Source organism: Geobacillus sp. BK01 (assembly GCF_052220245.1).
GTDB lineage: Bacteria > Bacillota > Bacilli > Bacillales > Anoxybacillaceae > Geobacillus.
The window spans coordinates 14,792-39,651 of sequence record NZ_JBQPTH010000021.1 but is presented as its reverse complement, the minus strand read 5'-3'; the positions used below and the strand labels follow the sequence as shown (position 1 = coordinate 39,651).

Below are 24,860 nucleotides of genomic sequence, written 5' to 3'. Positions count from 1 at the left end.
CGAAATGGAGGGCTTGGGACATTCCCTTCATGTTGAGGTCTTCGATGACCACGCAATCATAAAGTTTCGCTAATTTGTGCGACTCCTTATGCAGAAAGTCCTTGCGCTGGTTGGCCATTTTCTCATGCAACTTCGCTACTTTCAGACGCTGTTTATGCCAACGATTCGAGCCTTTCTTTTTACGAGACAATTTACGCTCGTTTTCTTTTCACTTGCGGAAAATGCTTTTTGATCAGTCGAGAACTTGCACTTTTATAGGCATTGATGAACGTTGATCATTCCCTATTTGGGTGTGCTTTGAACAAAATATGCACATGGTCCATATCGTGATTCCATTCGACCAAGGAGATATTGTAATTTTTACCCAATCTCACAAACATATCTTTTGCATAGTCAGATATGGTATCATCCATCACTTGTCTGCGATATTTTACAACGAGAACAAGATGATCATACAACAGGAACACTGAATGGTTATTATTGTCTAATTTCATTGATACAACAGCCTTTCATTTTTCTAAAACTGATTATATCATAACCCACAAAAAAAAGAGACAACCTTAGGCTACACCTAACCGAAATTCACCACCCACTTTCACTTCGTTTAGAAGTGGGAGACTTCTTTCGGAAAGATGTTAAAATGGAATCAAGCGGCACTTGGCCGAAGGTCGCCGGGATGATGACGGCTTCCGGATTCAGTTTCCGCAGCACAGTCTGCAATTTTTGCGCTTCTTCCGCTGATACAAGATCGATTTTATTGACGATTATGACATTGGCGAATTCGATTTGTTCGATAAGCAAATCCGCTATTTCCCGACTGTCCGTTTCATCGACAGCCTGCTGGCGGTCAAGCAGCGTTTCGCCCGAGGAGAAGTCCGTCCAAAAACGGTTGGCGTCGACGACCGTCACCATCGTGTCCAAGCGGCATTTGTTCGAAAGATCAATGCCTAGTGTTTCATCTAAGTAGGTGAAGGTTTGCGCGACCGGAATCGGTTCGCTGATACCAGACGATTCAATGACGATATAATCGATTTCCCCGTTGTCGGCGAGTTGAGCGACCGCTTTGATCAAGTCTTCCCGCAAGGTGCAGCAAATACAGCCATTTTGGATTTGGATGAGCTTTTCTTCGGTGCGGAAAACGTTGTTTTGCCGGACGAGTTCGGCGTCAATATTGATCTCGCTCATATCGTTGACAATGACGGCGATGTTTTTTCCTTCTCGATTGTGCAAAATATGGTGGAGCAATGTTGTTTTTCCAGATCCTAAATAGCCGCTTAGCACTGTGACAGGAATTTTCTCCATCTCGTTTTCTCCTTCCATTTTTGAAAATAGTAATCATTACGATTTAACATCATTCATCATACAAAAAAAGAAAGCCGAAGGCAAGAGGCTTTCGTTATGTTTTTCGTTTCGGATGTCGGGTCGGTTCAGGGACAGGGTCGAAACCACCCGGATGGAACGGGTGGCATTTCAAAATGCGCTTGATCGTCAGCCAGCCGCCTTTCAGGGCGCCAAAGTGTCGGATCGCTTCGATTGCGTAGCTTGAGCAGGTCGGGGAAAAGCGGCATGTCGGCGGCTTGAGCGGAGAGAGAAACCGTTGGTAAAAGCGGATGAGCATAATGAACAGCTTGGCCAACCGAAACCATCCCTTTCTAGCTTGACTATCTTTAGCATAGGACAAATCATGCCGCCGTTCAAGAAAAAGGGATGCTTCGCGCCGCGCGGAAGCAAAGCAGGACGGTGAAGCACGGTTCGGCCGCCAACGGGATCCAAGTTGGCCAGGAAAGTCCTATGGGCAGCGGTTTTCCCTCCGCCCGGGCATGAAACGGACGTTTTCGCGGAAAAGTCCTATGGGCAACGGTTTTCCCTCCGCCCGGGCATGAAACGGACGTTTTCGCGGAAAAGTCCTATGGGCAGCGGTTTTCCCTCCATCTAGGCATGAAAACGGCTCATCAAGGCGCATGCATTTTCGCGGAAAACGTTTCCCGCTTGGGAGCGGCCGGCTTGGCGCCGCTTTTTGCGGCAGCCGCCGCGAACGAAACGGGCGGCAGGCAAAAAAGGTGCGGGACAGACGCGGTTTTGGTTATGATAAAAAGGAGAACAACTGACGAGGAGTGATGGGGGCATGCCTTCACCGGTGGAAAGCTTTGAATTGGACCATTGCGCCGTCAAAGCGCCGTACGTGCGGCATTGCGGCGTTCATAAAGTCGGCAGCGACGGCGTCGTCAATAAGTTTGACATCCGTTTTTGCCAACCGAACAAAGAGGCGATGGATCCGGCCGCGATTCATACGCTCGAACATTTATTGGCATACACGCTCCGCAAGCAGGCGGCAAAATACGACCACTTTGACATCATCGACATCTCGCCGATGGGCTGCCAAACCGGGTTTTACCTCGTTGTGAGCGGCTCTCCGACTGTCGAAGAGATCATCGATTTGCTTGAAGGGGCGATGAAAGACGCCTTGAACGCGACCGAGGTGCCGGCGGCGACGGAGCAACAATGCGGCCAGGCGAAGCTTCACGACTTAGAGGCGGCGAAAAGCTTGATGCGCTTTTGGCTGGCGCAAGACAAAAATGAGCTGAAAAAGGTGTTTGGCTGACAAACAAGCCGGCCCTAAGCCGCTAGTGCGGCTGCTTCGGGCCGGCTTGTTGTTTGTCGTCTTGTTCCTCAGGGAGCGGGTCCACCGTATGTTTGTACCCGTACGCTTTCGAGGTGGTGACGACCGCCGCCGCCAAAATGACGGCCACAATGATGAGAGAAATGGCCAACGTCCAGTACATGAATAATGCCTTCCTTTTTTCTTTCCATTATAGCATACAAAAAGGCCGGCCGCTCATATTCCTGTTGCAATCGGGCAACCTATTCATCGGTACCGTTCGGTTGTTTCACGAGCGGACAAACTGGGTAAGTGAACGATAGGGAGGAATGAACATGACCAAACCGTTAACGGACATTGTCAACAAACAAATCGCCAACTGGACTGTTTTGTACGTGAAATTGCACAACTACCATTGGTACGTCACCGGTCCGCAGTTTTTCACGCTTCATGAAAAGTTTGAGCAGCTGTACAACGAAGCGGCCGGCCATATTGACGCGCTCGCCGAGCGGCTGCTGGCGTTGGGCGGCAAGCCGGTGGCGACGATGAAAGACTGCCTTGAGCAGGCGTCCGTCAAAGAAGCGACCGGAACGGAGACGGCCGAGCAGATGGTCGCCGCCATTGCCGGCGACTTTGAAACGATGACCGGCGAGCTGAAAGAAGGCATGCAAGTGGCGGAGGAAACCGGCGACGAAACGACAGGCGATATGCTGCTTGGCATTCACCGCAGTTTGGAAAAACATATTTGGATGTTGAAATCGTTTTTGGGACGATAAGCGGAACGGCTGCCCGGAAGAAACGGGCGGCCGTTGTTTTGTCGAAAAAGGGCGCTGTTTTAGGAAACGTGCCGTGGCTTGTTGGTTCCTGCGGGCATAGAATGGCTACACGCATCCTATGTCCAAGGAGGAGGGAACGTGAACAAGCCAATCCCGATGCTCGGCGTTTCATTGTTTGGCTCGCTCGTGTCGCTTTTTGTCGGCAGCGTGGACTCATTTGTCGTAATTTTATTGGCGCTGGTCATTGTCGATTATATCACCGGCATTGTCGCCAGCGCGATGGAAGGGGCGTTGTCAAGCCAAGTCGGCTTCCGCGGCATCGTCCGGAAACTGTTGATTTTCGTGTTGGTGGCGGTGGCGCATTTGGTCGATGTGGCGATCGGATGGAACATGCATTTGATTCGCGATGCGATCGTGTTCTTCTATATCGCCAATGAGTTCATCTCCATCGTCGAAAACGCCGGCCGGGCCGGCGTGCCGATCCCGTCGGTGCTGCGCAAAGCCATTCAGCTGTTGAAAGATGAGATGAAATAAGCATATTTTTCCCGGATTGCCCCACACTAAGCAAAAAGAGCAGAAGGAGTGGACGAAGGTGGCAGACGAACGGAAAAAAACGTATTACGTGTCGATGGCAACCGGGGAAATTTCCCAGTTGAAAACCGCGTCGCCGTGGGACTTTCAAATCGAGGCGACCGACGAGGAAATCGCCCGCCTGCGCGAGTATTTCGACCAAAACTACTCGACCGACTGGCAGGCGTTTTGGCGCGCCCACGTGCCGTATATTCAATACCATTACGACCGGGAAAACGATGCGTACGACCGGACGATGGTCGACCTTTACAAAATGATTTATGAACTCGGCAACGACGAAGCGAAAGCGCACATCCGCTCGATGGGCATTCTCCCGGACGAACACGATGCATAAAAAAGCCGCAAAGAAAGCGGCTTTTTTTCGGTATAATGGGGAGAGGAAAGGAGCGAGTCCGATGCATGAATTTCGCGATTACTACGGGCATCGCGTCCGGCTGGCGTTTACGGCCGATCCGTTTTCCGCCTCTCCCGGGCATGTGTGGGTCATTTGCCGCTATGGCGGCCGATGGCTGTTGACCGATCATCCATACCGCGGCTGGGAGTTTCCCGGCGGCAAAGTCGAACAAGGGGAGCGGGCGGAAGAAGCCGCCGTCCGCGAGGTGATGGAGGAGACGGGGGGCGTGGTCGGGTCGCTTCATTATCTCGGCCAATATCACGTCGAGCCCGATATCGTCAAAACCATTTATTTCGCGGACATTGCCCGGCTCACGGAGCGGTCGTCGTATTGGGAAACGAACGGCCCGGTGCTGCTTGAGGCGCTTCCGGCTGACATCCGCGCCGATTCGCGCTTCAGCTATTTGATGAAAGACGATGTGCTGGCGCTTTCGCTCGTGGAGCTCCGGCGGCGCGGCTGGATCGGCTGAAACGCGGGCGACGGGGACATGCCGCGAAGATGGCTGCACATAAAAAGAGACGCCCATCTTTCGGTTTGGGACGTCCCTTAACGGCGGCTGTTCCACTTTTTCTCGATGATGGCGACAAGCTGGTACATGACGGTCGACAACAAGGCGACAATGAGCAGGCTCATTAATACGAGCGTAAAGTTGAACACTTGGAAGCCGTAAATGATTAAATAGCCGAGCCCTTGCTTGGAGACGAGAAATTCGCCGGTGATGACGCCGACCCAGGCGAGGCCGACGTTGACTTTCAACGTCGAAATGATCGCCGGAAACGACGCCGGCAGCACCGCCTCTTTAAAGCATTGGTAGCGGGTGGCGCCGAACGTCCGCAGCACTTTCAAATAGTTCGGGTCGACTTCTTGAAACGACGAATAGACGACAATCGTTGTGATGATGATCGAAATGACGACGCCCATGGCGATAATCGACGTAAATCCCGGCCCGAGGGCGACGATCAAAATCGGCCCGAGCGCTACTTTCGGCATGGCGTTAAAGACGACCAAATATGGATCGAGCGTTTTCGCCAGGCGCGGAAACCACCAAAGGACCGCGCCGATGAGCGCCCCGCCGACGGTGCCGATCAGAAAGCCGAGCAACGTTTCAAACAGCGTCGCCCACGTGTGGACAAACAGCGAATGATCGCCGAGTTTTTCGACAAACAGCTTGACGATGGCCGACGGTGAGCTGAACAAGAGCGGATCGACCCAGTGGAAGCGGCTGGCGGCTTCCCAGACGGCGAAAAAGGCGACAAGCAGCACCGCCTGCCAAAAGCGGATCACCCGCCGCTCTTTGCGCAGTGCGGCGAGATGTTCACGGTGCAGCGACTGGATGCGGTCAGGAGCTTGATTCAAGAGCCTCCATCTCCTTCCAAATGGATTGGAACAATGGCGAAAACGCCGGATGCCGGCGGGCGGCAAGCGGCGGGCAGCGCCGCAGTTCATCGGGAATGGCAAACGTCCGCACGAGGCGGCCCGGACGCGGCGAAAGCAAGAAAATGCGGTCGCTCATGGCGATGGCTTCTTCGATGTCATGGGTGACCAAGACGGCTGTTTTTCCGTATTGCCGCAGCGTCGTCCAGACGAGCTCTTCCAATTTCAGCTTCGTCTGCTGGTCAAGGGCGGAAAACGGCTCATCGAGCAACAGCAGTTTCGGATCGGTCGCCAACGTGCGCACAAGCGCCGCCCGTTGGCGCATGCCGCCGGACAGCTGGCCCGGGTGATACGATTCCACGCCGCCAAGCCCGATGTCAGCGAGCAGCGCCAGCGCCCGCTCTCTCGTCGCGGCGGTGAGCGTGCCGGTCAGCTTCAAGCCGAGGAGGACGTTTTCTTCGATCGTTTTCCACGGGAACAAGTAGTCTTGCTGAAGCATGTAGCCGACCGCGCGCCGCGCCGCCCGGGCGTCTGCTCCGCCCGGCCAGAGCGGTTCGCCTTCAATGAGCACCGTCCCTTCCGTCGGTTCGATCAATCCGGCGATGATCGACAGCAGCGTCGTTTTGCCGCAGCCGCTTGGGCCGAGAAAGGAGACGAACTCCCCTTTCTCGACGGACAGCGACACATCAGCGAGCGCGGTGACGGCGGTCGTTTTCGTAAAATACGTGTGCGAGAGGCGGTCGACAGAAAGAAACATTCCGTTCACCCGCTTTCATTGCGTGTTCATCGCGTTTTTGGCAAACGACGAATCGACAAGCGTGTTCAGGTCGATGCGCTTCGGCAGCTCGCCGGCTTCGGCCATAATGTTTTGCAAGTTGTTCCATTCTTCTTCATCCAAAATCGGATCGGTCGCGTACGTGCCTTGGCTTTTGTACCGGTCGACGACTTTTTCGATCAAAGCCAAATCGGTGTCTTGAAAATACGGCTGAATGACTTCGGCAATCTCCGCGGCGCTGTGCGAGTCGACCCATTGTTGCGCTTTGTAAAGGGCGCGCGTAAATTTTTCGATGATGTCTTTATGTTCGTTCATATAGCTTTGCCGCGCCATATACGAAGTGTACGGGACGCGTCCGGATTCCGTGCCGAATGAGGCGACGATATACCCTTTTCCTTCTTGTTCGAAAAGGCTTGCGGTCGGCTCAAACAGCTGGACGAAATCGCCGGTGCCGCTCGCAAACGCGTTCGGAATGTTGGCAAAGTCGACGTTTTGAATGAGGTTCAAATCGGTGTGCGGATCAATGCCGTGTTGTTTCAACACAAATTCGCCGACCATTTGCGGCATGCCGCCTTTCCGTTGGCCGAGGAACGTGCTTCCTTTCAACATTTCCCAAGAGAAATGGTCAATTTTGTGGCGCGAGACGAGGAACGTGCCGTCAGTTTGCGTCAACTGCGCGAAATTGATGACCGGATCGTCCGTCCCTTGCGCATACACATAAATGGACGTTTCCGACCCGACCAGCGCGATGTCGGCGCCGCCGGAAAGGAGCGTCGTCATCGTTTTGTCGCCGCCCCATGTCGTCGTCAGCTCGACATCGAGCCCTTCTTCCTTGAAGAACCCTTTCGCCAAGGCGACGTATTGCGGCGCGTAAAAAATCGAGCGCGTCACCTCGGCGAGCCGCACGTTTTCAAGCGGCTTGCCCCCGCCGCCGCTGTTGGCGCCGCAGGCGGAAAGCGGCAAAAGCAAAAGAAGCGAACAAAGCCAGATCGCCCATTTTTTCATCGTTTCAAACCCCCTTTGGCTTGCGGGCCATCCATAGTCGTTTCACCTTATCGTATGCACGGGCGAAAAATGTGTGAATGCCTAGAAGGCTTTTGATGGAAAGGGAAATGCCGCTCTCCCGCAGCGTTTCGCAAATTAAAAAATCTTGCAAGACCATCATTCCGCCGTGATTTCGCACCAATCGAGCGAACGGGTTGGTGTTCCCCACTTTCTAGAAAAAAGGAGATGAGCTGATGGACGGGGACATCCTCGACTGCTATCGATTTCCGTCGCCGCATCCGGGAATCGACGTGTTTGTCGTCACTTATATGGCGCAAGGGCTGAAAGTGAAAGGAATGTTGGCGGCGCCGAAGCCAAAAGACGTGTATGACGGGCTGTTGTATTTGCGCGGCGGGATCAAGCGTGTCGGACAAGTGCGGGTGCCGCGTCTTGTCGAATTCGCGTCGCACGGCTTTGTCGTCTTCGCTCCGCTTTACCGCGGCAACGGGGGCGGGGAAGGAAACGAAGATTTCGCCGGCGACGACCGCTATGACGCCATCGCCGGGCTTCACCTCCTTCGGCGCCACCCGCTCGTCCACCCTGGGCGCGTCCATCTGTTCGGCTTCTCGCGCGGCGGGGCGATGGCGCTTCATGCCGCCGTGATGGCCGATGCGGTCTGTTCGGTCGCGGTCTGGGGCGGGGTGGCCGATATGGCGCTCACGTATCAAGAGCGGCCCGATTTGCGGCGGATGATGAAGCGCGTCATCGGCGGGGCGCCGAACAAATATCCGGAGCGCTACCGCTGCCGCACGCCGCTTTATCATCTCGAGCGGCTCCAAGCCCCGGTGCTCATCATCCACGGCGAGCGGGATGAAAACGTCTCCATTGAGCACGCCTATCGGCTTGAGCGGCGGCTCAAGCAGCTCGGCAAACCGGTGACCGCATGGTACTTCCCCGAGTTCACCCACTATTTCCCGCCGCCGGCGAACCGCGAGACGGTGAAAAGGCTTACCCGATGGATGAAACAACAGCCGACAGTGTGATACGATACGAGTAGAAAGGCGGCGCGGCCGCCAACGAATCAATGGGCAGCCAAGGAGGGTGGAATCATATGGGCATGCCGATGGAATTGCAGACGATCATTGTGACAAAAGGGCGAGAACAGCGCATCCAAGACAATTTGTTTCGGCTCGAAAAAGAAGGCTACCGCTTATACCCGCTCGACGTGCCGCTTGAAGTGCGCCGCACCGTGCAAAGCGAAGCGAGCGGCGTCGCGGTCGTGAGAAAGCTCGAATGGGAAGACAACCGGACGACGGTGACGTACGAGCTCGTCAGCCTGTATTCGACGAATTGAACGCGGAAGACCGCAGGGCCGCACCGAGTGGGCGGCCGGCTAAGCGGGGAATGGGAGCGCAAACGGAAAAACGGTTTGCGCTCCCCGTTTTGGAAGCAGGGGAAAACTAGGCGGCTTGCCCCGATTCCGGCCGTAACAGCGAAACGGATAAAAAAATTCGGGGACGAGGTGAGCCAAATGGAGATGAAGGAAGCGAAACAAGTGATGGAGCTCATCATCTCATACGAACAGCGGGGAATCGAGAAAGGCATTCAACAAGGAGTCAAACAAGGAATCAAGCAAGGGATTGAACAAGGACGCCAAAAAGGGATCGAGGAAGGGAAAATCGACATCGCGAAGAAAATGCTGGCGAAAGGGTACGATGTCGGCACGATCCACGAACTGACCGGGCTGCCGGCGGAAAAGATCGAACAGCTGAAGAAGTAAACCCGCCTTCGCATTGTCGTCGACCTCCAATCATGCCAAAAACCCGGGGGATCGACGACAATGGTTTTTAGCGCCTCAAACCTACAGCCATCAAGGTTAAAAGTCATTGACAGAATTTTTGAAACGTGGTATGCTGAAAACAGCTCCAAACCGAAAAGCTTGATGGAACAAGCCTTTTTGGGGTTTTTATCGTACCTATGAGGGATTGAAACTATGTTTGTCGTAGCATTTCTTTGACGTCCGCTTCTTCTAGTTTTTATCGTACCTATGAGGGATTGAAAGAAATATGTGAACGAACATCAGCCGCCCGTCATGGCGGCTTGTTTTTATCGCACCTACAAGAAATTGAAACCAAACAAGGAACTTCCATCTTGCTCGCCAATCCAACGCACCTCCCCCCGGATGGGGATTTTTTTGATGAGTTCCGAAATGATGTCCGTGTCTAAAAGATCTTCCCATCATTCAACCTCCCGCGCTTGCTCGTTGTTTCTTTCCAAGTCAAGTGCCGCACCGCACAATGGGGATTGCCTGAAGAAGTCGGTCAAGCGGGTTTTCGGTTTGGTCAGCCGCTCGTATTGTTCCACGGGCAACAAACCGCCGGTTTGCCCTGCGCGCCGATCGCTTGGGGGCTTTCATCAGCCGCCTTTCTCCCTGCATGACGGGGCCGGTGTTTGGCCTCTTGAAGCCGCCATTCTATGATGACCGCGTTACCGTCCATCCGGACTGATAGCATCGTTGAGCCCGCGGCCAAACAGAAGAAAAGCGAGAAACCCCGGCCGCGCAGGGGGTGTTCCCTGGCTGGCCGGGGTGTTTCGTTACACGAGCGGTCCGCCGAGTTTTTCGATGGACGGATCGATATGGGTGAATTTTTGGAAGTTCGTGCGGAACTTTTGCGCCAGTTCTTTCGCTTTTTGTTCGTACGCTTGTTTGTCGGCCCACGTGTTTTGCGGCTGCAGGACGTCATCGGGCACGCCCGGGACGTGCGCCGGGATGGCGAGGCCGAAAATCGGGTCTTGCACGGTTTCGATGTTGTCGAGCTCTCCTTCAACGGCCGCTTGCACCATCGCCCGGGTGTAGGCGAGTTTCATGCGGCTGCCGACGCCGTACGGCCCTCCTGTCCAGCCGGTGTTGACCAAAAAGACGCGGACGTTGTGTTCGGCGATTTTTTGCCCGAGCATTTCCGCGTATTCAACGGCCGGGCGCGGCAAAAACGGGGCGCCGAAGCACGTCGAGAACGTCGCTTCCGGTTCGGTGACGCCGCGTTCGGTGCCGGCGAGTTTGCTTGTGTAGCCGCTTAGGAAGTGGTACATCGCCTGTTCGCGCGTCAGCTTGCTGATGGGCGGCAGGACGCCGAACGCATCGGCTGTCAAAAACACGATCGTGGACGGATGGCCGGCGACGCTCGGGTCGATGATGTTGTCGATCGCTTGGATCGGGTAGGCGGCGCGCGTGTTTTCCGTCAGCGTGCCGTCGTCATAGTTCGGCACGCGCGTCGCGTCGTCGAGGACGACGTTTTCGAGCACCGCGCCGAAGCCGATGGCGTCGAAAATTTGCGGCTCTTTTTCGCGCGATAGGTTGATGCATTTCGCATAGCAGCCGCCTTCGATGTTGAAAACGCCGCGGCTCGACCAGCCGTGTTCGTCATCGCCGATCAAGCGGCGCTTCGGGTCGGCGGACAGCGTCGTTTTTCCCGTTCCCGACAAGCCGAAAAAGAGGGCGACGTCGCCTTCCTGGCCGACGTTGGCCGAGCAGTGCATCGGCAAGATGCCTTGTTCCGGCAGCAAATAGTTCATGACCGAGAAAATCGATTTTTTCATTTCCCCGGCGTATTCGGTGCCGCCGATTAAGACCGTGCGCCGTTCAAACGAAATGATGATGAACGTTTCCGAGCGCGTGCCGTCAACGGCGGGGTCGGCTTTAAAGTTCGGCGCGCAAATGACGGTGAATTGCGGCTCGTGCGCGGCGAGCTCCTCGGCGCTCGGGCGGATGAACAGCTGATGGACGAACAAATTGTGCCAGGCGAACTCGTTCACGACTTGAATCGGCAGCCGCGATTTCGGATCGGCGCCGGCAAAGCCTTTAAAGACGAACAGTTCGTCTTGTTTCATTAAATAATCCAGCACTTTGTCATACAGTTTGTCAAACGTCTCCGGCGCCATCGGCTGGTTGACCGGGCCCCAGTCGATCGTTTGCTTTGTGGACGGCTCTTCGACGATGTATTTGTCTTTCGGCGACCGCCCCGTGTACTTGCCGGTCGTGACGGCGACCGCGCCGGTATGGGTCAGCCGCCCTTCGTTCCGTTGCAATACTTTCTCGACGAGCTCGGCGACGGACAGCTGATGGTGCACGTACGGTTTTTGCAGCAGCAACGCCAGTTTATTCGTCATCTTGGCAATCCCCATGTTCACAACCTGCCTTCTTTTTGTAATCACTCTTGAAAATAGTATAACACATTTTTATTAATAGTCCATACTAATTGTGTAGGTTTTTTTGAACTTATTTTGCCTATTTTTCAGATTTTGAACGCTCTTGGCCTATCCCGGCGTTAAAAGAGTAGAAGATTCGAAAGACCCGCCCCGTGGAAGCCGCCCGTGTGCGTCCCGCAGCCAGTCGGCCTTAGCAAACCGGCAATACGTTTGCCGGATCCGCTCCGCCTTGTTCAAGGATGCAGCCGCAAGCGCCACGTTTAGATGGACATCACTTCCTATACAAAGGAAAGGGGCTCTGTTTGGCTTCCTTTTGATCTTGTTGAGGCAAGGGAAAGAGCGGCGGGGACAGGCGCCGATGTTTTCTCCGTCTGGGCTCGCGTGTGGAAGCAGGGCTTCTTGGTGCGGGATGATAAAAAATTCACTTCTGCGGTTGACTTTGTTCCTCCAATTGCGATAAGATAAGTCATTGAACGGATACTCTTATCCCGAGCCGGTGGAGGGACAGGCCCGATGAAACCCAGCAACCGTCACAACTGTACATGTGTGAAATGGTGCTAACCTGTGGCAAGGCGCAGTCCTTGAACGATAAGAGTGAAAGGAAGCAATACGATTGCCATGACCTTTCCTCACCGTGACAGGGAAAGGTTTTTTATATTGCAGGGAATGAGTTCCGTATCGCCACATTACGCCAAGAGGAGGAAACAAACCGAATGTCAGCCAAACGCCGCTTGTTTACGTCAGAATCTGTGACGGAAGGACATCCGGATAAAATTTGCGACCAAATTTCCGATGCCATTTTGGACGCCATTTTGGAAAAAGACCCGAACGCCCGCGTTGCGTGCGAAACGAGCGTCACGACCGGGTTGGTGCTCGTGAGCGGGGAAATTACGACGTCAACGTACGTCGACATTCCGCGCCTCGTCCGCGATACGGTCCGCGAGATTGGCTATACGCGCGCCAAATACGGATTTGACGCCGATACGTGCGCAGTGTTGACCGCGATCGATGAGCAGTCGCCGGATATCGCCATGGGGGTGGACCGGGCGCTTGAAGCGCGTGAAGGTCAGATGACCGACGAGGAAATTGAAGCGATCGGGGCCGGCGACCAAGGGCTTATGTTTGGGTTCGCCTGCAATGAAACGGAAGAATTAATGCCGCTGCCGATTGCGCTCGCCCACCGCCTGGCGCGCCGTTTGGCGGAAGTGCGCAAAACGGATGTATTGCCATACTTGCGCCCGGACGGGAAAACGCAAGTGACGATCGAATATGATGAAAACGGCAAACCGGTGCGCGTTGATACGATCGTCATTTCGACGCAGCATCACCCGGAAATTACGCAAGAGCAAATCGAGCGCGACATGAAAGAGCATGTCATCAAACCGGTCGTGCCGGCAGAATTGCTCGATGAGAACACGAACTATTTCATCAACCCGACCGGCCGGTTCGTCATCGGCGGTCCGCAAGGCGATGCCGGGCTGACGGGGCGGAAAATCATCGTCGACACGTACGGCGGCTACGCCCGCCATGGCGGCGGCGCGTTCTCGGGCAAAGACCCGACGAAAGTCGACCGTTCGGCGGCGTATGCGGCCCGTTATGTGGCGAAAAACATCGTTGCAGCCGGACTCGCCGACAAGTGCGAAGTGCAGCTCGCCTACGCGATCGGCGTCGCCCGTCCGGTATCGATTTCCATTGATACGTTCGGCACTGGGAAAGTGTCGGAAGACATTTTAATTGAAGTCGTCCGCAACAACTTCGACCTGCGCCCGGCCGGCATCATCAAAATGCTCGACTTGCGCCGTCCGATTTACAAACAAACGGCCGCTTACGGCCATTTCGGGCGCACGGACATCGACCTGCCGTGGGAGCGCACCGATAAAGCGCCAGTGTTGAAAGAACAAGCGTTGGCGTTGGCGAACAAGTAAGGCCGGACGGCGCGGATGCGCGGGTCGTTTCGGGCGTCGGCCAACAACCACCAGCACAAGAGCTGCCGGATCACGGCAGCTCTTTTTCGTGAGGGCGCGCGGCTTGTTGCAGCGCTTTGTAATAGCGCCCTTTTTCCACATATTCGCGGCGGATGCGCTCCATTTCGCGGAAGTCGTCTTCGGTCAACTCGCGGACGACTTTAGCCGGCCGGCCGAGGGCGAGCGTGTTCGGCGGGATTGTTTTTCCCGGCGGCACCAAACTGCCGGCGCCGATAAACGCGCCTTCGCCGATTTCCGCGCCGTCTAAAATGATCGAGCCCATGCCGATGAGCGCGTGTTTCCGGACGATGGCGCTGTGCAAAATGACTTGATGGCCGACGGTCACCCCGTCTTCGATGATGAGCGGATTGTTTGGACTTTGATGCAAAATTGAGTTATCTTGGATATTGACCCGGTTGCCGATCACCGTCGGCGCCACGTCGCCGCGGATGACGGTGCCGAACCAAATGCTCGTCTCTTCGCCGATCACGACATCGCCGGTGATCGTCACATAATCGGCGATGAAGGCGGAGGCGGCGATTTGCGGTGTTTTTCCTTTGTACGGATAGATCATGGCGTTCGTTCCTTTCATGGCAAAATCATGGATTCATGTTTATTTTACAAGGTTGTTTCCGGTTCGTAAATGAAACGGAAGCGCCCTATGGTTTGCCCCGCGTGTGGGGATGGCGATACTAGAAGATGAAAGCATCGTTTTTGCGTCCCGAGGTGAGCAAATTGAAAATCCCGACACACCCGATTGCGTTAATGAAAATGGTTTATCGCGACGTGTTTCCTCTCGTCCACCGCGAGCTTGCCTATTGGCGGCGGCGGGCCGAGCGCATTCCCGACCCGGAGCTTCGGCGCCAGGCGCTTGCAAGCATCGCGTCGAAAACGTTCCATTGCGAAGGCGGCGCGATTTTGGCGCTGCTTTCGGGCGACAAGCTTGAGGCGTGCGTTCGCTTTATCGTCGCCTATCAGACGATCAGCGATTATTTGGATAACTTGTGCGACCGGAGCACATCGCTTGATCCGCTCGATTTCCGGGCTTTGCACGATTCGATGCCGGACGCCTTGACGATCGGCGCCGAGCCGTCGAACTATTACCGCCACCGCCGCGAGCAGGAAGACGGCGGCTATTTGCCGGATTTGGTGCGCACGTGCCAGGAAGTGCTCGGCACATTGCGTCATTATGAGACGATCGTTCCGTTTTTGCATGAGCTGGCCGGCTATTATTGCGACTTGCAAGTACATAAACATGTCGACACGAAAGAGCGCGTGCCGCGGCTCGAGAGATGGTTTGCCCAATACAAAGACGCCTTGCCGCCGATGGAATGGTACGAGTTTTCCGCCTGCTCCGGTTCGACGCTCGGCATTTTCTGTCTTGTGGCGTATGCGTTCGGCGAGTCGCTGCCGCCGGAGATGGCCAAACAAGTGCGCGACGGCTATTTCCCGTACATTCAAGGGCTGCACATTTTGCTTGACTATTTGATCGACCAGGAGGAAGACCGGGAAGGCGGCGATTTGAATTTTTGCTTTTACTATCCGGACGAAACGGTGCTGCTTAAGCGGCTTTGCCATTTTATCGAGGAGGCGGACCGCCATGTCGGCGCGCTGCCGCACGGCGAGTTTCACCGCTTGATCCACCGCGGCTTGCTTGGGCTGTATTTGTCGGATGACAAAGTGAAAAAACAGGAGCGGCTGCGCCGGTTGGCGCGCCGGCTCGTCCGCGCCGGCGGGGCGGCGTCGATGTTTTTTTATTGGAACGGAAAAGCGTATCGCTTTTGGCAGGAGCAACAAAAACGGCTGTCCTTGTCATAAGGGCAGCCGTTTGCTTCCGAAAGGCGGCCTGATCTCAGCCAGCCCCGTTCGTTCGCTTCTCGATGGCGAGCAAAAACGGCGGGTCGTTGCGCCGGTTGAGGAATTGATATTGCAAGACGTGGGCGCGCCGCTGATCGAGCGTGCGGACGTAGTCGAGCAAGGCGTCGCGCTCGATTTTTCCTTCCGGATGGCCGTGGTAGACGACAAGGGCGATGACGCCGCCCGGCTTTAAGATGGAAAGAAGCTGGCGGACCGCTTCGATCGTCGATTCCGGCTTCGTCACAATTTGTTTATTGCCGCCCGGCAAATAGCCGAGGTTGAACACGGCGGCGGCGACGCGCCCGTGAACGTGGCGGGGGAGCGTTTCCAGCAGCAGGCTGTGGCTCGTTTGAAACAGCGTCACCCGCCCGTCCAGCCCGTGTTCGGCGAGGCGGGCTCTGGCTGCCGCTATCGCTTCGGCTTGAATGTCAAAACCAAACACATGCCCGCGCTCCCCGACGCGCTCGGCTAAAAAGACGGTGTCATGGCCGTTGCCGACCGTCGCATCGACGGCGATGCCGCCTTCTTTGAGCGCGCCGTCCAGCAAAAAACGGGCAAACGGCAAAATATTCATGATGGCCATGCGCTTGCCACCCCCTGTTTGTACCGCTTCCCTTGAAAGCTGTCCCGCCGCTTGAGTTCGGCGTCAATGGCGTTTAACACTTCCCATTTGTTGGCGCTCCACATCGGGCCGATGAGCAAGTCGATCGGCCCGTCGCCGGTGATGCGGTGCACGATCATCTCAGGCGGCAGCACTTCAAGCTGGTCGCACACGAGGCGGACGTATTCGTCAAACGACAAAAACCGAACGAGCCCTTTTTCGTATTGTTTCACCATCGGCGTTCCTTTTAATAAATGAAGCAAATGGATTTTAATGCCTTGCACATCCATGGCGGCGACCGTTTTCGCCGTTTCCATCATCATGTCGTACGTCTCGAGCGGCAAGCCGTTGATGATATGGACGCACACCCGGATGCCGTGGCGGCGCAGTTTTTGGACCCCCTCGACAAAACAGTGGAAATCGTGCGCCCGGTTGATGAGCTGGGCGGTCCGCTCGTGAATCGTCTGCAGCCCGAGCTCGACCCATAAATACGTCCGCTCGTTGAGTTCTGCCAAATAGTCGACGACGTCATCGGGCAGACAGTCGGGGCGCGTGGCGATCGACAGCCCGACGACCCCGTCAAGGCCGAGCACCGTTTCGTATTTTTCCCGCAGCACTTCAACCGGCGCGTGCGTGTTCGTGAACGCTTGAAAGTACGCCAAATATTGGCCGTCTTTCCATTTTCGGTGCATGTTTTGCCGAATCGTATGAAATTGGGTCACCAAGTCGTCGGCGCGGTTGCCGGCAAAATCGCCCGACCCGGCGGCGCTGCAAAACGTGCAGCCGCCATACGCCACCGTCCCGTCGCGGTTCGGGCAGTCAAAGCCCCCGTCAAGGGCGACTTTGAACACTTTTTGGCCGAACGTTTGCCGCAAATGGTAGTTCCATGTGTGATATCGTTTTCGGTCGGTTGCATACGGAAACGGGTTTTCGTTTGTCACGGCCGTTCTCTCCTTATGTTGAAATGGCATCATCCTTGCATTGTACCACGGATGGCGGCAAAAAGCGACCGCTGCCAATCATTGACGTGATACAGATGAAAGCGGCGGCGCATAGTAAAGATGAGGGAACATCATGAAAAGAGGTGAGCGCATGGCGACAAGACAATCGGTGGAAGAGTTTTTGCAGCGGTGCGAAGACGTCATCCGCTTTGCGAAAGAACAATATACGGAAGCGCAAAAGCAAGAACACTACAACATCACGGAATACACAAACGCGCAGCAAATGCTTGAGCAGACGGTCAACGATTTGGCGCACTTGGCGCAAAGCTGCAACGCCCAGCAGCGCGAACAGCTGCACCGGATGCGGCTTCAGCTTGAGCAGCTGCAAAACGAGATGATTTTGCTGGACCGATGAAACAAGGAGTTTGCGCGGCGGCCAATATTAAAGGTTCTGCCGCACAACAAGCGGCTTTTGCCGGACCGATGACACAAAGGCTTTGCACGATGGCCGCTATCGAAGGTTCTGGTGCGCAACAAGCGGCTTTTGCGGAACCGGTAAAACGGAAAGCGGCCGCATGGCGGCTGTCTGCTTGATGGCGAACACAAGGAGGAACAAGACATGAAGCGACGTCTGAAACAAACGAATCCGGAGCAAAAAACGCGCAACGGCCGAAACAACAACGATTTGGAACTCGGCCAAGACTTCGATCCGGTGAAACTGGCGAAAAAACAGTACGAACAAACAGGCGGCCAGCCGGCCCGCTCCAAGCAGCGGAACGGGTGAGGCGCCGCTGTCCGTGAGGGCGCCATGCCGCCCTCATTTTTTGATTGCTTTTTTTCGCTTTCCCTCATACAATTAGTTTGGGAATCGAAATAAAAGATGAAAAGGATGATGACCGATGCCCCGCGCTCTTTGGTGGCTGCTTGTCGGCATGGCGCTCAACGTCACAGGGGCGTCGTTTTTATGGCCGTTAAACACCATTTATTTGCATGAGCAGCTCGGCCAGCCGCTCGCCGTGGCGGGAGCGGTGCTGATGCTCAACTCCGGCGGCAGCGTCGTCGGCAGCCTGCTCGGCGGCGTGCTGTTTGACCGGATCGGCGGGTTTCGCACGCTCGTGGCCGGGGCGTGTTTGACGATGGCGGCGCTTGCCGGCTTGAGCGTCTGGCACGGCTGGCCGCATTATGCCGTCTGGCTGGCGCTTGTCGGCATCGGCAGCGGCGTCGTCTTTCCGGCGGCGTCGGCGTATGCCGGAGCGATTTGGCCGGAAGGGGGGCGGCGGGCGTTCAACGCTTTGTATGTGGCGCAAAACATCGGCGTCGCCGCCGGCTCGGCGCTCGGCGGCGTTGTCGCTTCGTATTCGTTCGCGCTCGTGTTTTGGGCGAACGTGTGGCTGTATGCCGCTTTTTTGGCGACAGTCGTCATCGGGCTGCGGCGCGTGCCGCTGCCGCCGCTGCCAAAAAAAGAACGGAAGCGCCGGACGGGGGACGGGGCGCCCCGGCCCCACATCCGCGCCCTCGTCCTTCTTTGCGCCGGCTACGGATTGTGCTGGATGAGCTACGTCCAATGGTCGACGACGATCGCCGCCTATACGCGCGAGCTCCATATCCCGGTTCATCACTACAGCCTGCTTTGGACGATCAACGGCGCCTTGATCGTGCTCGGCCAGCCGCTGTTAGTGCCATTGGTCCGCCGCTTTATGCCGGGGATGAAGCGGCAAATCGTCATCGGGTTCGCCGTTTTCACCGTCTCGTTTGCGATGCTGTTTGGCGCTAGCTCACTTTTGCAATTTGCGGCGTCGATGATCGTGCTTACGATCGCCGAAATGATCGTCTGGCCGGCGATTCCGGCGGTCGTGAACGAGCTGGCGCCGCCGGGGAGAACGGGATTTTACCAAGGGATCGTCAACGGCACGGCCACGGCCGGACGGATGATCGGGCCGGTCCTCGGCGGTTGGGTCGCCGATGCGTTCGGGATGAAGCCGCTCATCGGGCTGCTTGTCGCCTTCGCCCTGCTGGCCGCCGGCGCGGCGCTCGTGTATGACCGGGGGCTGCCGAAGCGGGCGGAAAAGGCGGGAGAAAAAACGGCCGCGACCGTCTAGTTTTCCGCTTGCAATCGATCGACAAATTTTTTACAATAGTAATAAATTTGTCGTTTCAAAACTAGAAATGTGAACAACGGTGAAGAGGAATAGTAGCGGACTTGACGGACGGCAGAGAGTTGACGGCCGGTGCGAGTCAACCGAAGTCAATCCGCGAACTCGCCTCGGAGTTGCCGGCGCGAACGGCTGCGGCCGATAACGCCGGCCGTGAGTCTGCGTTAAGGAAAAAAGCGGGTGCGCGTCGGCGCGCCAAAAAGGGTGGTACCGCGGGAAGCGCTCCTCTCGTCCCTTTTGATCGGGATGAGGGGTTTTTTTGTACATATTTTCGTCTATGATGCAAGTAAAACTGGATAGGAGGAATGCGACGATGAGCTTCAACCATCGCGACATCGAAAAAAAATGGCAGCACTATTGGGAGCAGAACAAAACGTTCCGCACGCCTGATGACGATGACAAGCCGAAGTTTTACGTGCTCGACATGTTCCCGTATCCGTCCGGCGCCGGCTTGCACGTCGGCCATCCGGAAGGGTATACGGCGACCGACATTTTGGCGCGCATGAAGCGGATGCAAGGGTACAACGTCCTCCACCCGATGGGCTGGGACGCGTTCGGCTTGCCGGCCGAACAATACGCGCTGGACACCGGCAACGACCCGGCTGAGTTTACGCAAAAAAACATCGACAACTTCCGCCGGCAAATCAAATCGCTCGGATTCTCGTACGATTGGGACCGGGAAATCAACACGACCGACCCGAACTATTACAAATGGACGCAATGGATTTTCTTGAAACTGTATGAAAAAGGGCTCGCCTACATGGATGAAGTGCCGGTCAACTGGTGCCCGGCGCTCGGCACCGTGTTGGCGAACGAGGAGGTCATCAACGGCCGGAGCGAGCGCGGCGGGCATCCGGTCATCCGCAAGCCGATGCGGCAATGGATATTGAAAATCACCGCCTACGCCGACCGGCTGCTCGAAGACTTAGAGGAGCTCGACTGGCCGGAAAGCATTAAGGAGATGCAGCGCAACTGGATCGGCCGCTCGGAAGGGGCGGAAATCCAGTTTGCCGTCGACGGCCATGACGAAACGTTCACCGTCTTTACGACGCGGCCCGATACGCTGTTTGGCGCGACGTATGCGGTGCTGGCGCCGGAGCATCCGCTCGTGGAAAACATCACAACGCCGGAGCAAAAACCGGCCGTGGAGGCGTATTTGCACGAAGTCGAGCGGAAAAGCGACCTTGAGCGCACCGACTTGGCGAAAGAAAAAACCGGCGTGTTTACGGGCGCATACGCCATCCATCCGGTCACGGGCGAGCGGCTTCCGATTTGGATCGCCGACTACGTCTTGATGGGCTACGGCACCGGGGCGATCATGGCCGTGCCGGCGCACGATGAGCGCGACTATGAATTCGCGAAAACGTTCCACTTGCCGATCAAAGAAGTCGTCGCCGGCGGGAATGTCGAGCGCGAACCGTACACCGGCGACGGCGAGCATATCAACTCCGAGTTTTTAAACGGCTTGAACAAGCAAGAAGCGATCGAAAAGATGATCGCGTGGCTCGAAGAACACGGCAAAGGGCAAAAGAAAGTGTCCTACCGGCTGCGCGACTGGCTGTTCAGCCGCCAGCGCTACTGGGGCGAACCGATCCCGATCATCCATTGGGAAGACGGAACGATGACGCCGGTGCCGGAAGACGAGCTGCCGCTTGTCTTGCCGAAAACGGACGAAATCAAACCGTCGGGAACGGGCGAATCGCCGCTCGCCAACATCGAAGAATGGGTCAACGTCGTCGACCCGAACACCGGCAAAAAAGGGCGGCGCGAAACGAACACGATGCCGCAATGGGCGGGCAGCTGCTGGTATTACTTGCGCTACATCGACCCGCACAACGACAAGCAGCTCGCCGATCCGGAGAAATTGAAAAAATGGCTGCCGGTCGACGTCTACATCGGCGGGGCCGAGCACGCCGTCTTGCATTTGCTGTACGCCCGCTTCTGGCATAAGTTTCTCTACGACCTCGGCGTCGTGCCGACGAAAGAGCCGTTCCAAAAGCTGTTCAACCAAGGGATGATTTTAGGCGAAAACAACGAAAAAATGAGCAAATCAAAAGGCAACGTCGTCAACCCGGACGACATCGTCGACAGCCATGGCGCCGACACGCTGCGGCTGTACGAAATGTTCATGGGGCCGCTTGAGGCGTCGATCGCCTGGTCGACGAAAGGGCTCGACGGCGCGCGCCGTTTCCTCGACCGCGTCTGGCGTTTGTTTGTGACGGAAGAAGGCGGCCTGAACCCGAACATCGTCGAGGAGCCGGCTGCCGACACGCTTGAGCGCGTCTACCATCAGACGGTGAAAAAAGTGACGGAAGACTATGAAGCATTGCGCTTTAACACCGCCATTTCGCAGCTCATGGTGTTCATCAACGAAGCGTATAAAGCCGAGCAAATGAAAAAAGAATACATGGAAGGGTTCGTCAAACTGTTGTCGCCGGTTTGCCCGCACATCGGCGAAGAGCTGTGGCAAAAGCTCGGCCATACGGACACGATCGCCTACGAACCGTGGCCGGCGTATGATGAAACGAAGCTCGTCGACGACGTCGTCGAAATCGTCGTGCAAATCAACGGCAAAGTGCGGTCGCGCCTGCACGTGCCGGCCGACTTGGCAAAAGAAGCGCTCGAGGAGCGGGCGCTGGCCGACGAAAAAATTAAAGAGCAGCTAGAAGGAAAAACGGTGCGCAAAGTGATCGCCGTCCCCGGCAAGCTCGTCAACATCGTCGCCAACTGACCGCTGGCTGTTCGGCCCGCACAGGCGGTGGCGTGCGCCGTTTCAGGCGAAGCGGCTGCCAACCGCGCCCGGGCCGTCCGGGCCGGCTTTGCCCCGCCGCCTGGCGCGGAAGCGGGCGTCCATCGCCGGCGTGCTTTTAGGCAGCGGGCGGGGAAACCGCGCTTTCCCGCCGCCGTTGGCCCAAGCGGTCAAAAGAAAGAACCGTTTGCCAAAACGAGGAACGAAAGGAGACTACCATGGAAGAGATTAAAGAAATCACCCCGGCCGAGGTGAAAGAAAAACTCGAACGCGGCGAAAAACTGAACTTGATCGATGTGCGCGAAGACGAAGAAGTCGCGCTCGGCATGATTCCGGGCGCCAAGCATATCAAAATGGGCGACATCCCGGACCGCCTTGACGAGTTCGACCGCAACGAAGAATACATTTTCATCTGCCGCTCCGGACGGCGGAGCGAAAACGTCTGCCGCTACTTGCAAGAGCACGGCTATCGCGTTTGCAACATGACAGGCGGCATGCTTGAGTGGGAAGGGGAAACGGTGCCAAAGCCATAACCGCCCCGCCATCGCCCGGCAGACGGTGCAGAACGTATCCGGTAGGCGCATGTTTCATGGAGAGAACAAGCGGCATGGTCGAGGGCAATGGCCATGCCGCATTTTTTCGTTTAGTGCTAAAGTGTGATGGAAGAGACAGCGGGGAAAAGATATAATTTTCAGTAAAATGGGACTGAAGGGGTCGATTACAGTTGAAATTAGGCGACCGTTTGAAGTTTGCCCGGCTGATGAAAGGAATGACTCAAGAAGAAACGGCAGAAGGGATTATTTCTGTCTCCTATTTATCGAAGATTGAAAATAATCAAGCCATACCGGGGGAAGAAGTGCTTGAGTTGTTGTTTCACCGGCTCGGCATTCACCGCGGCGAAAACGGGACAACCCCTTCATGGCACGAATCCGTGATGGCGTGGTATAAGGCGATGACGGACAAAGACGTGCCGACCGCTAAGGAGAGGTATGAAACCGTCAAAAAACAATGCGGCGAATCCGGCGATGCCGAGGCGACGGTTTATTTTCAGTTAATGCGCATTCGGTATTTGCTGCTGCTTCGCGATGTCAAAGGGGCTGAGGCGGCGGCGCGGAGCGTGCAGGAGTGGTATGAGGCGCTCGATGACACGATGCGCTACTATTATTGGAAGTTTTTTGGGCTTTTTTACTATTGTCAAGAAAAATATGACGACGCGCTGCAATGTTATCAAAAGGCGGAAGGGCTGATCGGGGCGGAAAGGCGGCCGAATTGGGAAGAGGCGGATTTGGCTTATTTGTTAGCGCTTGCATACAGCCGGACGTGGAAAGTGTTTCCATGCATTCACTATGCCGAGCGGGCTTTGGCGCTCAGCCAGGCGGAATATGATTTGCGCCGCAGTGCAGAATGCCATATTTTATTGGCGATTTGCTACCGGCGCTGCGGCGAAATGGAGAAAGCCATCGATTGCTGCCTGCTGGCGCAAAAAGCGGCCCGGCTCGCTGACGACCGGCTGCTCATCGGAATTGTTGAACATAATCTCGGCCATTTGAAAGGATTGAAGCACCAATACCGCGAGGCGGTGCAACATTATGAAAACAGCCTCATGTATAAGGCGGAAGCCCCGCTTGCCGACCGGTTCATTACGCTGTTGGCGCTTGTGCGCGAACATTATGCCGCGCAAAATTACCGCAAGGCGCTTGCCGCGGCCGAGGAAGGGTGGCAGCAGCTCAGACAAAGCGACGGCGGTGTGACGGGTCACTATGAATACTATTTGCATTTTTCCGTTTACCGGTTGCTTCTGTCCGGTGAGGGGGAGGCGTTTGAACGGTTGCTCAGGCATGAAGCCATTCCGTATTTCCAAAAGCGGAAAGAGTACGAAGACGCCGCCCGCTATGCGGAATATTTGGCTGATTACTACGCCCGTGAGCGCCAATACAAACAGGCGGCCCATTACTATCGGCTCGGCTGCGGCCTTTTGCGGAAACGGACGGACGCCTGAAAGGAGGTGAAGCGAGTGAAAAAGCGGATTGTCCTCGTTGTCGTGCTCGCCGTCCTTGGTCTTGCTTCCGCCTTCGCCGGCGGAACCGGCGTGAAAGAAGCGGCGAAAGACGAACATCCGCCGCCGACCGTGATCGCCCGGTAACGGAGCGTGCGGCAGGCCGCGAAACTAGAGCAAAACCATGAACAGAGGCGCCCTAAAGGGCCCTTTTTTTTATGGGCGCAGAAAGCCCCTTCCCCGAAACGGCGGCGTCCATACGAACAGCGGCATTGTCAACAAGGCGGCGTATTTGCTCAGCCAAGGCGGCACCCACTACGGGGTGAGCGTCACCGGCATCGGCCGCGACAAAATGGGGAACATTTTCTATCGCGCGCTCGCCTACTACTTGACGCCGACCGCGAACTTCAGCCAGCTGCGCGCCGCCTGCGTCCAGGCCGCCGCTGATTTGTACGGCTCAACAAGTCAGGAAGTGAACGCGGTGAAACAGGCGTTCAATGCCGTAGGAGTCTACTAAACTGAATGCAGCGGAACCGCAGCATTCGTTCCAATGCGGCGGGATTGCATCAGCCCCGCCGCTGAAAGCTGCGGTATTCTTTTGGCGGGAAGCGTCAAACGTTCTATGCCCCCCCCGCACAGGCTATCCCCTTGGGTATCGCAAGTCAAGGAAGCTGCTTGAGCATGATTCGGCCGGTCAATAAGGCAGGCGTCTCGAAGAGTTTTGGGAGTTTTGCGTAACGGGCCAAAAGGCTCGTCTTGCCGTCCATCGCAGCAACCATGACCGGTCAGAACCGTGGATTGCGTTCGGTCTCAAGGTCTGGCGATTAAACGGAAAATCAATGCGAAATACGTTGTCCGCAAATTGAAAAACCTGCTGACATCCGCCTCCTCTTTTTGCGA

The 24,860-nt window shown here is 56.0% G+C and carries 26 protein-coding genes, 5 pseudogenes, 1 riboswitch and 1 other annotated feature; of the genes and pseudogenes, 18 read left to right on the top strand and 13 right to left on the bottom strand.

Annotation, left to right across the window (positions count from 1 at the left end; all coding sequences use genetic code 11):
* The 4 genes and pseudogenes from ACTVDO_RS15050 to yidD all read right to left on the bottom strand — a co-directional run.
* A pseudogene (locus ACTVDO_RS15050) lies at positions 1–199 on the bottom strand (transposase); the annotation flags it as partial.
* 1 nt (position 200) lies between these two features.
* A pseudogene (gene tnpA / locus ACTVDO_RS15045) lies at positions 201–494 on the bottom strand (IS200/IS605 family transposase); the annotation flags it as partial.
* Positions 495–585: 91 nt separating this feature from the next.
* Positions 586–1,302, bottom strand: a pseudogene (locus ACTVDO_RS15040) (GTP-binding protein); the annotation flags it as partial.
* A 94-nt stretch (positions 1,303–1,396) separates the two neighbouring features.
* Positions 1,397–1,618 carry a membrane protein insertion efficiency factor YidD gene (gene yidD / locus ACTVDO_RS15035; protein WP_041267988.1) on the bottom strand — a complete coding sequence of 74 codons (222 nt, stop codon included), beginning with the start codon at positions 1,616–1,618 and terminating at the stop codon, positions 1,397–1,399.
* 507 nt (positions 1,619–2,125) lie between these two features.
* Here yidD and ACTVDO_RS15030 point away from each other — a divergent pair.
* Positions 2,126–2,602 carry an S-ribosylhomocysteine lyase gene (locus ACTVDO_RS15030; protein ID WP_020960990.1) on the top strand — a complete coding sequence of 159 codons (477 nt, stop codon included), beginning with the start codon at positions 2,126–2,128 and terminating at the stop codon, positions 2,600–2,602.
* A gap of 22 nt (positions 2,603–2,624) precedes the next feature.
* On the opposite strand, the gene ytzI is transcribed toward ACTVDO_RS15030, so the two are convergent.
* Complete coding sequence (gene ytzI / locus ACTVDO_RS15025; RefSeq protein WP_020960989.1) at positions 2,625–2,783, bottom strand: YtzI protein; 159 nt, start codon at positions 2,781–2,783, stop codon at positions 2,625–2,627.
* A gap of 151 nt (positions 2,784–2,934) precedes the next feature.
* Between ytzI and ACTVDO_RS15020 the strand changes: the two genes are divergently transcribed.
* The 4 genes from ACTVDO_RS15020 (at position 2,935) to ytkD (ending at position 4,829) form a co-directional block, all read left to right on the top strand.
* The gene (locus ACTVDO_RS15020; protein ID WP_020960988.1) at positions 2,935–3,375 is read left to right on the top strand and encodes a Dps family protein; all 441 of its coding nucleotides are present in this window, start codon (positions 2,935–2,937) and stop codon (positions 3,373–3,375) included.
* Positions 3,376–3,513: 138 nt separating this feature from the next.
* On the top strand, positions 3,514–3,909 hold the full coding sequence (locus ACTVDO_RS15015) for a phage holin family protein (RefSeq protein WP_020960987.1): 396 nt from the start codon (positions 3,514–3,516) through the stop codon (positions 3,907–3,909).
* A gap of 58 nt (positions 3,910–3,967) precedes the next feature.
* On the top strand, positions 3,968–4,300 hold the full coding sequence (locus ACTVDO_RS15010; RefSeq protein WP_020960986.1) for a hypothetical protein: 333 nt from the start codon (positions 3,968–3,970) through the stop codon (positions 4,298–4,300).
* Between the two features lie 61 nt (positions 4,301–4,361).
* Complete coding sequence (gene ytkD, locus ACTVDO_RS15005) at positions 4,362–4,829, top strand: RNA deprotection pyrophosphohydrolase (RefSeq protein WP_020960985.1); 468 nt, start codon at positions 4,362–4,364, stop codon at positions 4,827–4,829.
* Positions 4,830–4,906: 77 nt separating this feature from the next.
* On the opposite strand, the gene ACTVDO_RS15000 is transcribed toward ytkD, so the two are convergent.
* From ACTVDO_RS15000 to ACTVDO_RS14990, 3 genes are read right to left on the bottom strand one after another with little or no spacing between them, the layout of a single operon-like run.
* A complete protein-coding gene (locus tag ACTVDO_RS15000; protein WP_020960984.1) occupies positions 4,907–5,716 on the bottom strand; it encodes an ABC transporter permease in 810 nt (269 codons plus the stop codon).
* The gene (locus tag ACTVDO_RS14995; protein WP_020960983.1) at positions 5,700–6,491 is read right to left on the bottom strand and encodes an ABC transporter ATP-binding protein; all 792 of its coding nucleotides are present in this window, start codon (positions 6,489–6,491) and stop codon (positions 5,700–5,702) included. Before ACTVDO_RS14995 ends, ACTVDO_RS15000 begins: the two co-directional genes overlap by 17 nt.
* 15 nt (positions 6,492–6,506) lie before the next feature.
* Complete coding sequence (locus ACTVDO_RS14990) at positions 6,507–7,514, bottom strand: ABC transporter substrate-binding protein (protein WP_020960982.1); 1,008 nt, start codon at positions 7,512–7,514, stop codon at positions 6,507–6,509.
* Positions 7,515–7,747: 233 nt separating this feature from the next.
* Here ACTVDO_RS14990 and ACTVDO_RS14985 point away from each other — a divergent pair, with 233 nt between their 5' ends.
* The 3 genes and pseudogenes from ACTVDO_RS14985 to ACTVDO_RS14975 all read left to right on the top strand — a co-directional run.
* A complete protein-coding gene (locus tag ACTVDO_RS14985) occupies positions 7,748–8,536 on the top strand; it encodes an alpha/beta hydrolase family protein (RefSeq protein ID WP_442901789.1) in 789 nt (262 codons plus the stop codon).
* A gap of 68 nt (positions 8,537–8,604) precedes the next feature.
* Positions 8,605–8,847, top strand: a complete 243-nt coding sequence (locus ACTVDO_RS14980; protein ID WP_020960980.1) for a DUF2584 domain-containing protein — start codon at positions 8,605–8,607, stop codon at positions 8,845–8,847.
* Between the two features lie 153 nt (positions 8,848–9,000).
* A pseudogene (locus ACTVDO_RS14975) lies at positions 9,001–9,273 on the top strand (DUF4351 domain-containing protein); the annotation flags it as partial.
* A gap of 815 nt (positions 9,274–10,088) precedes the next feature.
* Here the strand turns inward: ACTVDO_RS14975 and pckA are convergent.
* Positions 10,089–11,675, bottom strand: coding sequence for a phosphoenolpyruvate carboxykinase (ATP) (pckA, locus tag ACTVDO_RS14970; RefSeq protein ID WP_041267788.1), 1,587 nt, complete (start codon positions 11,673–11,675; stop codon positions 10,089–10,091).
* 504 nt (positions 11,676–12,179) lie between these two features.
* A riboswitch (SAM riboswitch) is annotated at positions 12,180–12,294 on the top strand.
* Between the two features lie 118 nt (positions 12,295–12,412).
* Here pckA and metK point away from each other — a divergent pair.
* Positions 12,413–13,624, top strand: coding sequence for a methionine adenosyltransferase (gene metK, locus ACTVDO_RS14965; protein WP_020960976.1), 1,212 nt, complete (start codon positions 12,413–12,415; stop codon positions 13,622–13,624).
* A gap of 70 nt (positions 13,625–13,694) precedes the next feature.
* On the opposite strand, the gene ACTVDO_RS14960 is transcribed toward metK, so the two are convergent.
* Complete coding sequence (locus ACTVDO_RS14960; RefSeq protein ID WP_442901788.1) at positions 13,695–14,237, bottom strand: gamma carbonic anhydrase; 543 nt, start codon at positions 14,235–14,237, stop codon at positions 13,695–13,697.
* Between the two features lie 125 nt (positions 14,238–14,362).
* Between ACTVDO_RS14960 and ACTVDO_RS14955 the strand changes: the two genes are divergently transcribed.
* Complete coding sequence (locus ACTVDO_RS14955) at positions 14,363–15,481, top strand: tetraprenyl-beta-curcumene synthase family protein (protein ID WP_020960974.1); 1,119 nt, start codon at positions 14,363–14,365, stop codon at positions 15,479–15,481.
* A gap of 34 nt (positions 15,482–15,515) precedes the next feature.
* On the opposite strand, the gene ACTVDO_RS14950 is transcribed toward ACTVDO_RS14955, so the two are convergent.
* Entirely contained in the window at positions 15,516–16,103 is a 588-nt protein-coding gene (locus ACTVDO_RS14950) for a tRNA (mnm(5)s(2)U34)-methyltransferase (RefSeq protein ID WP_020960973.1), read from the bottom strand.
* Complete coding sequence (locus ACTVDO_RS14945; protein WP_020960972.1) at positions 16,091–17,062, bottom strand: TIGR01212 family radical SAM protein; 972 nt, start codon at positions 17,060–17,062, stop codon at positions 16,091–16,093. Before ACTVDO_RS14945 ends, ACTVDO_RS14950 begins: the two co-directional genes overlap by 13 nt.
* Before the next feature lie 151 nt (positions 17,063–17,213).
* Between ACTVDO_RS14945 and ACTVDO_RS14940 the strand changes: the two genes are divergently transcribed.
* From ACTVDO_RS14940 to leuS, 4 genes are all read left to right on the top strand, one after another.
* Entirely contained in the window at positions 17,214–17,477 is a 264-nt protein-coding gene (locus ACTVDO_RS14940) for a YtzC family protein (protein WP_020960971.1), read from the top strand.
* 204 nt (positions 17,478–17,681) lie between these two features.
* On the top strand, positions 17,682–17,846 hold the full coding sequence (locus tag ACTVDO_RS14935; RefSeq protein ID WP_020960969.1) for a hypothetical protein: 165 nt from the start codon (positions 17,682–17,684) through the stop codon (positions 17,844–17,846).
* A 115-nt stretch (positions 17,847–17,961) separates the two neighbouring features.
* Positions 17,962–19,161: an MDR family MFS transporter gene (locus ACTVDO_RS14930; protein WP_020960968.1), complete on the top strand. Its 1,200-nt coding sequence runs from the start codon at positions 17,962–17,964 to the stop codon at positions 19,159–19,161.
* A gap of 70 nt (positions 19,162–19,231) precedes the next feature.
* Positions 19,232–19,454 (top strand) — a binding site (T-box leader).
* A gap of 74 nt (positions 19,455–19,528) precedes the next feature.
* On the top strand, positions 19,529–21,946 hold the full coding sequence (gene leuS, locus ACTVDO_RS14925) for a leucine--tRNA ligase (protein ID WP_020960966.1): 2,418 nt from the start codon (positions 19,529–19,531) through the stop codon (positions 21,944–21,946).
* Between the two features lie 42 nt (positions 21,947–21,988).
* Here leuS and ACTVDO_RS14920 read toward each other — a convergent pair whose 3' ends face one another.
* Entirely contained in the window at positions 21,989–22,138 is a 150-nt protein-coding gene (locus ACTVDO_RS14920; protein ID WP_442901787.1) for a hypothetical protein, read from the bottom strand.
* A 44-nt stretch (positions 22,139–22,182) separates the two neighbouring features.
* Between ACTVDO_RS14920 and ACTVDO_RS14915 the strand changes: the two genes are divergently transcribed.
* From ACTVDO_RS14915 to ACTVDO_RS14900, 4 genes and pseudogenes are all read left to right on the top strand, one after another.
* A complete protein-coding gene (locus ACTVDO_RS14915) occupies positions 22,183–22,497 on the top strand; it encodes a rhodanese-like domain-containing protein (RefSeq protein ID WP_020960964.1) in 315 nt (104 codons plus the stop codon).
* 191 nt (positions 22,498–22,688) lie between these two features.
* Complete coding sequence (locus tag ACTVDO_RS14910; RefSeq protein WP_442901786.1) at positions 22,689–23,963, top strand: helix-turn-helix domain-containing protein; 1,275 nt, start codon at positions 22,689–22,691, stop codon at positions 23,961–23,963.
* A 15-nt stretch (positions 23,964–23,978) separates the two neighbouring features.
* Entirely contained in the window at positions 23,979–24,107 is a 129-nt protein-coding gene (locus tag ACTVDO_RS14905; protein WP_020960962.1) for a hypothetical protein, read from the top strand.
* Between the two features lie 97 nt (positions 24,108–24,204).
* Positions 24,205–24,477: pseudogene (locus tag ACTVDO_RS14900) on the top strand (M4 family metallopeptidase); the annotation flags it as partial.
* Positions 24,478–24,860 lie beyond the last annotated feature (383 nt).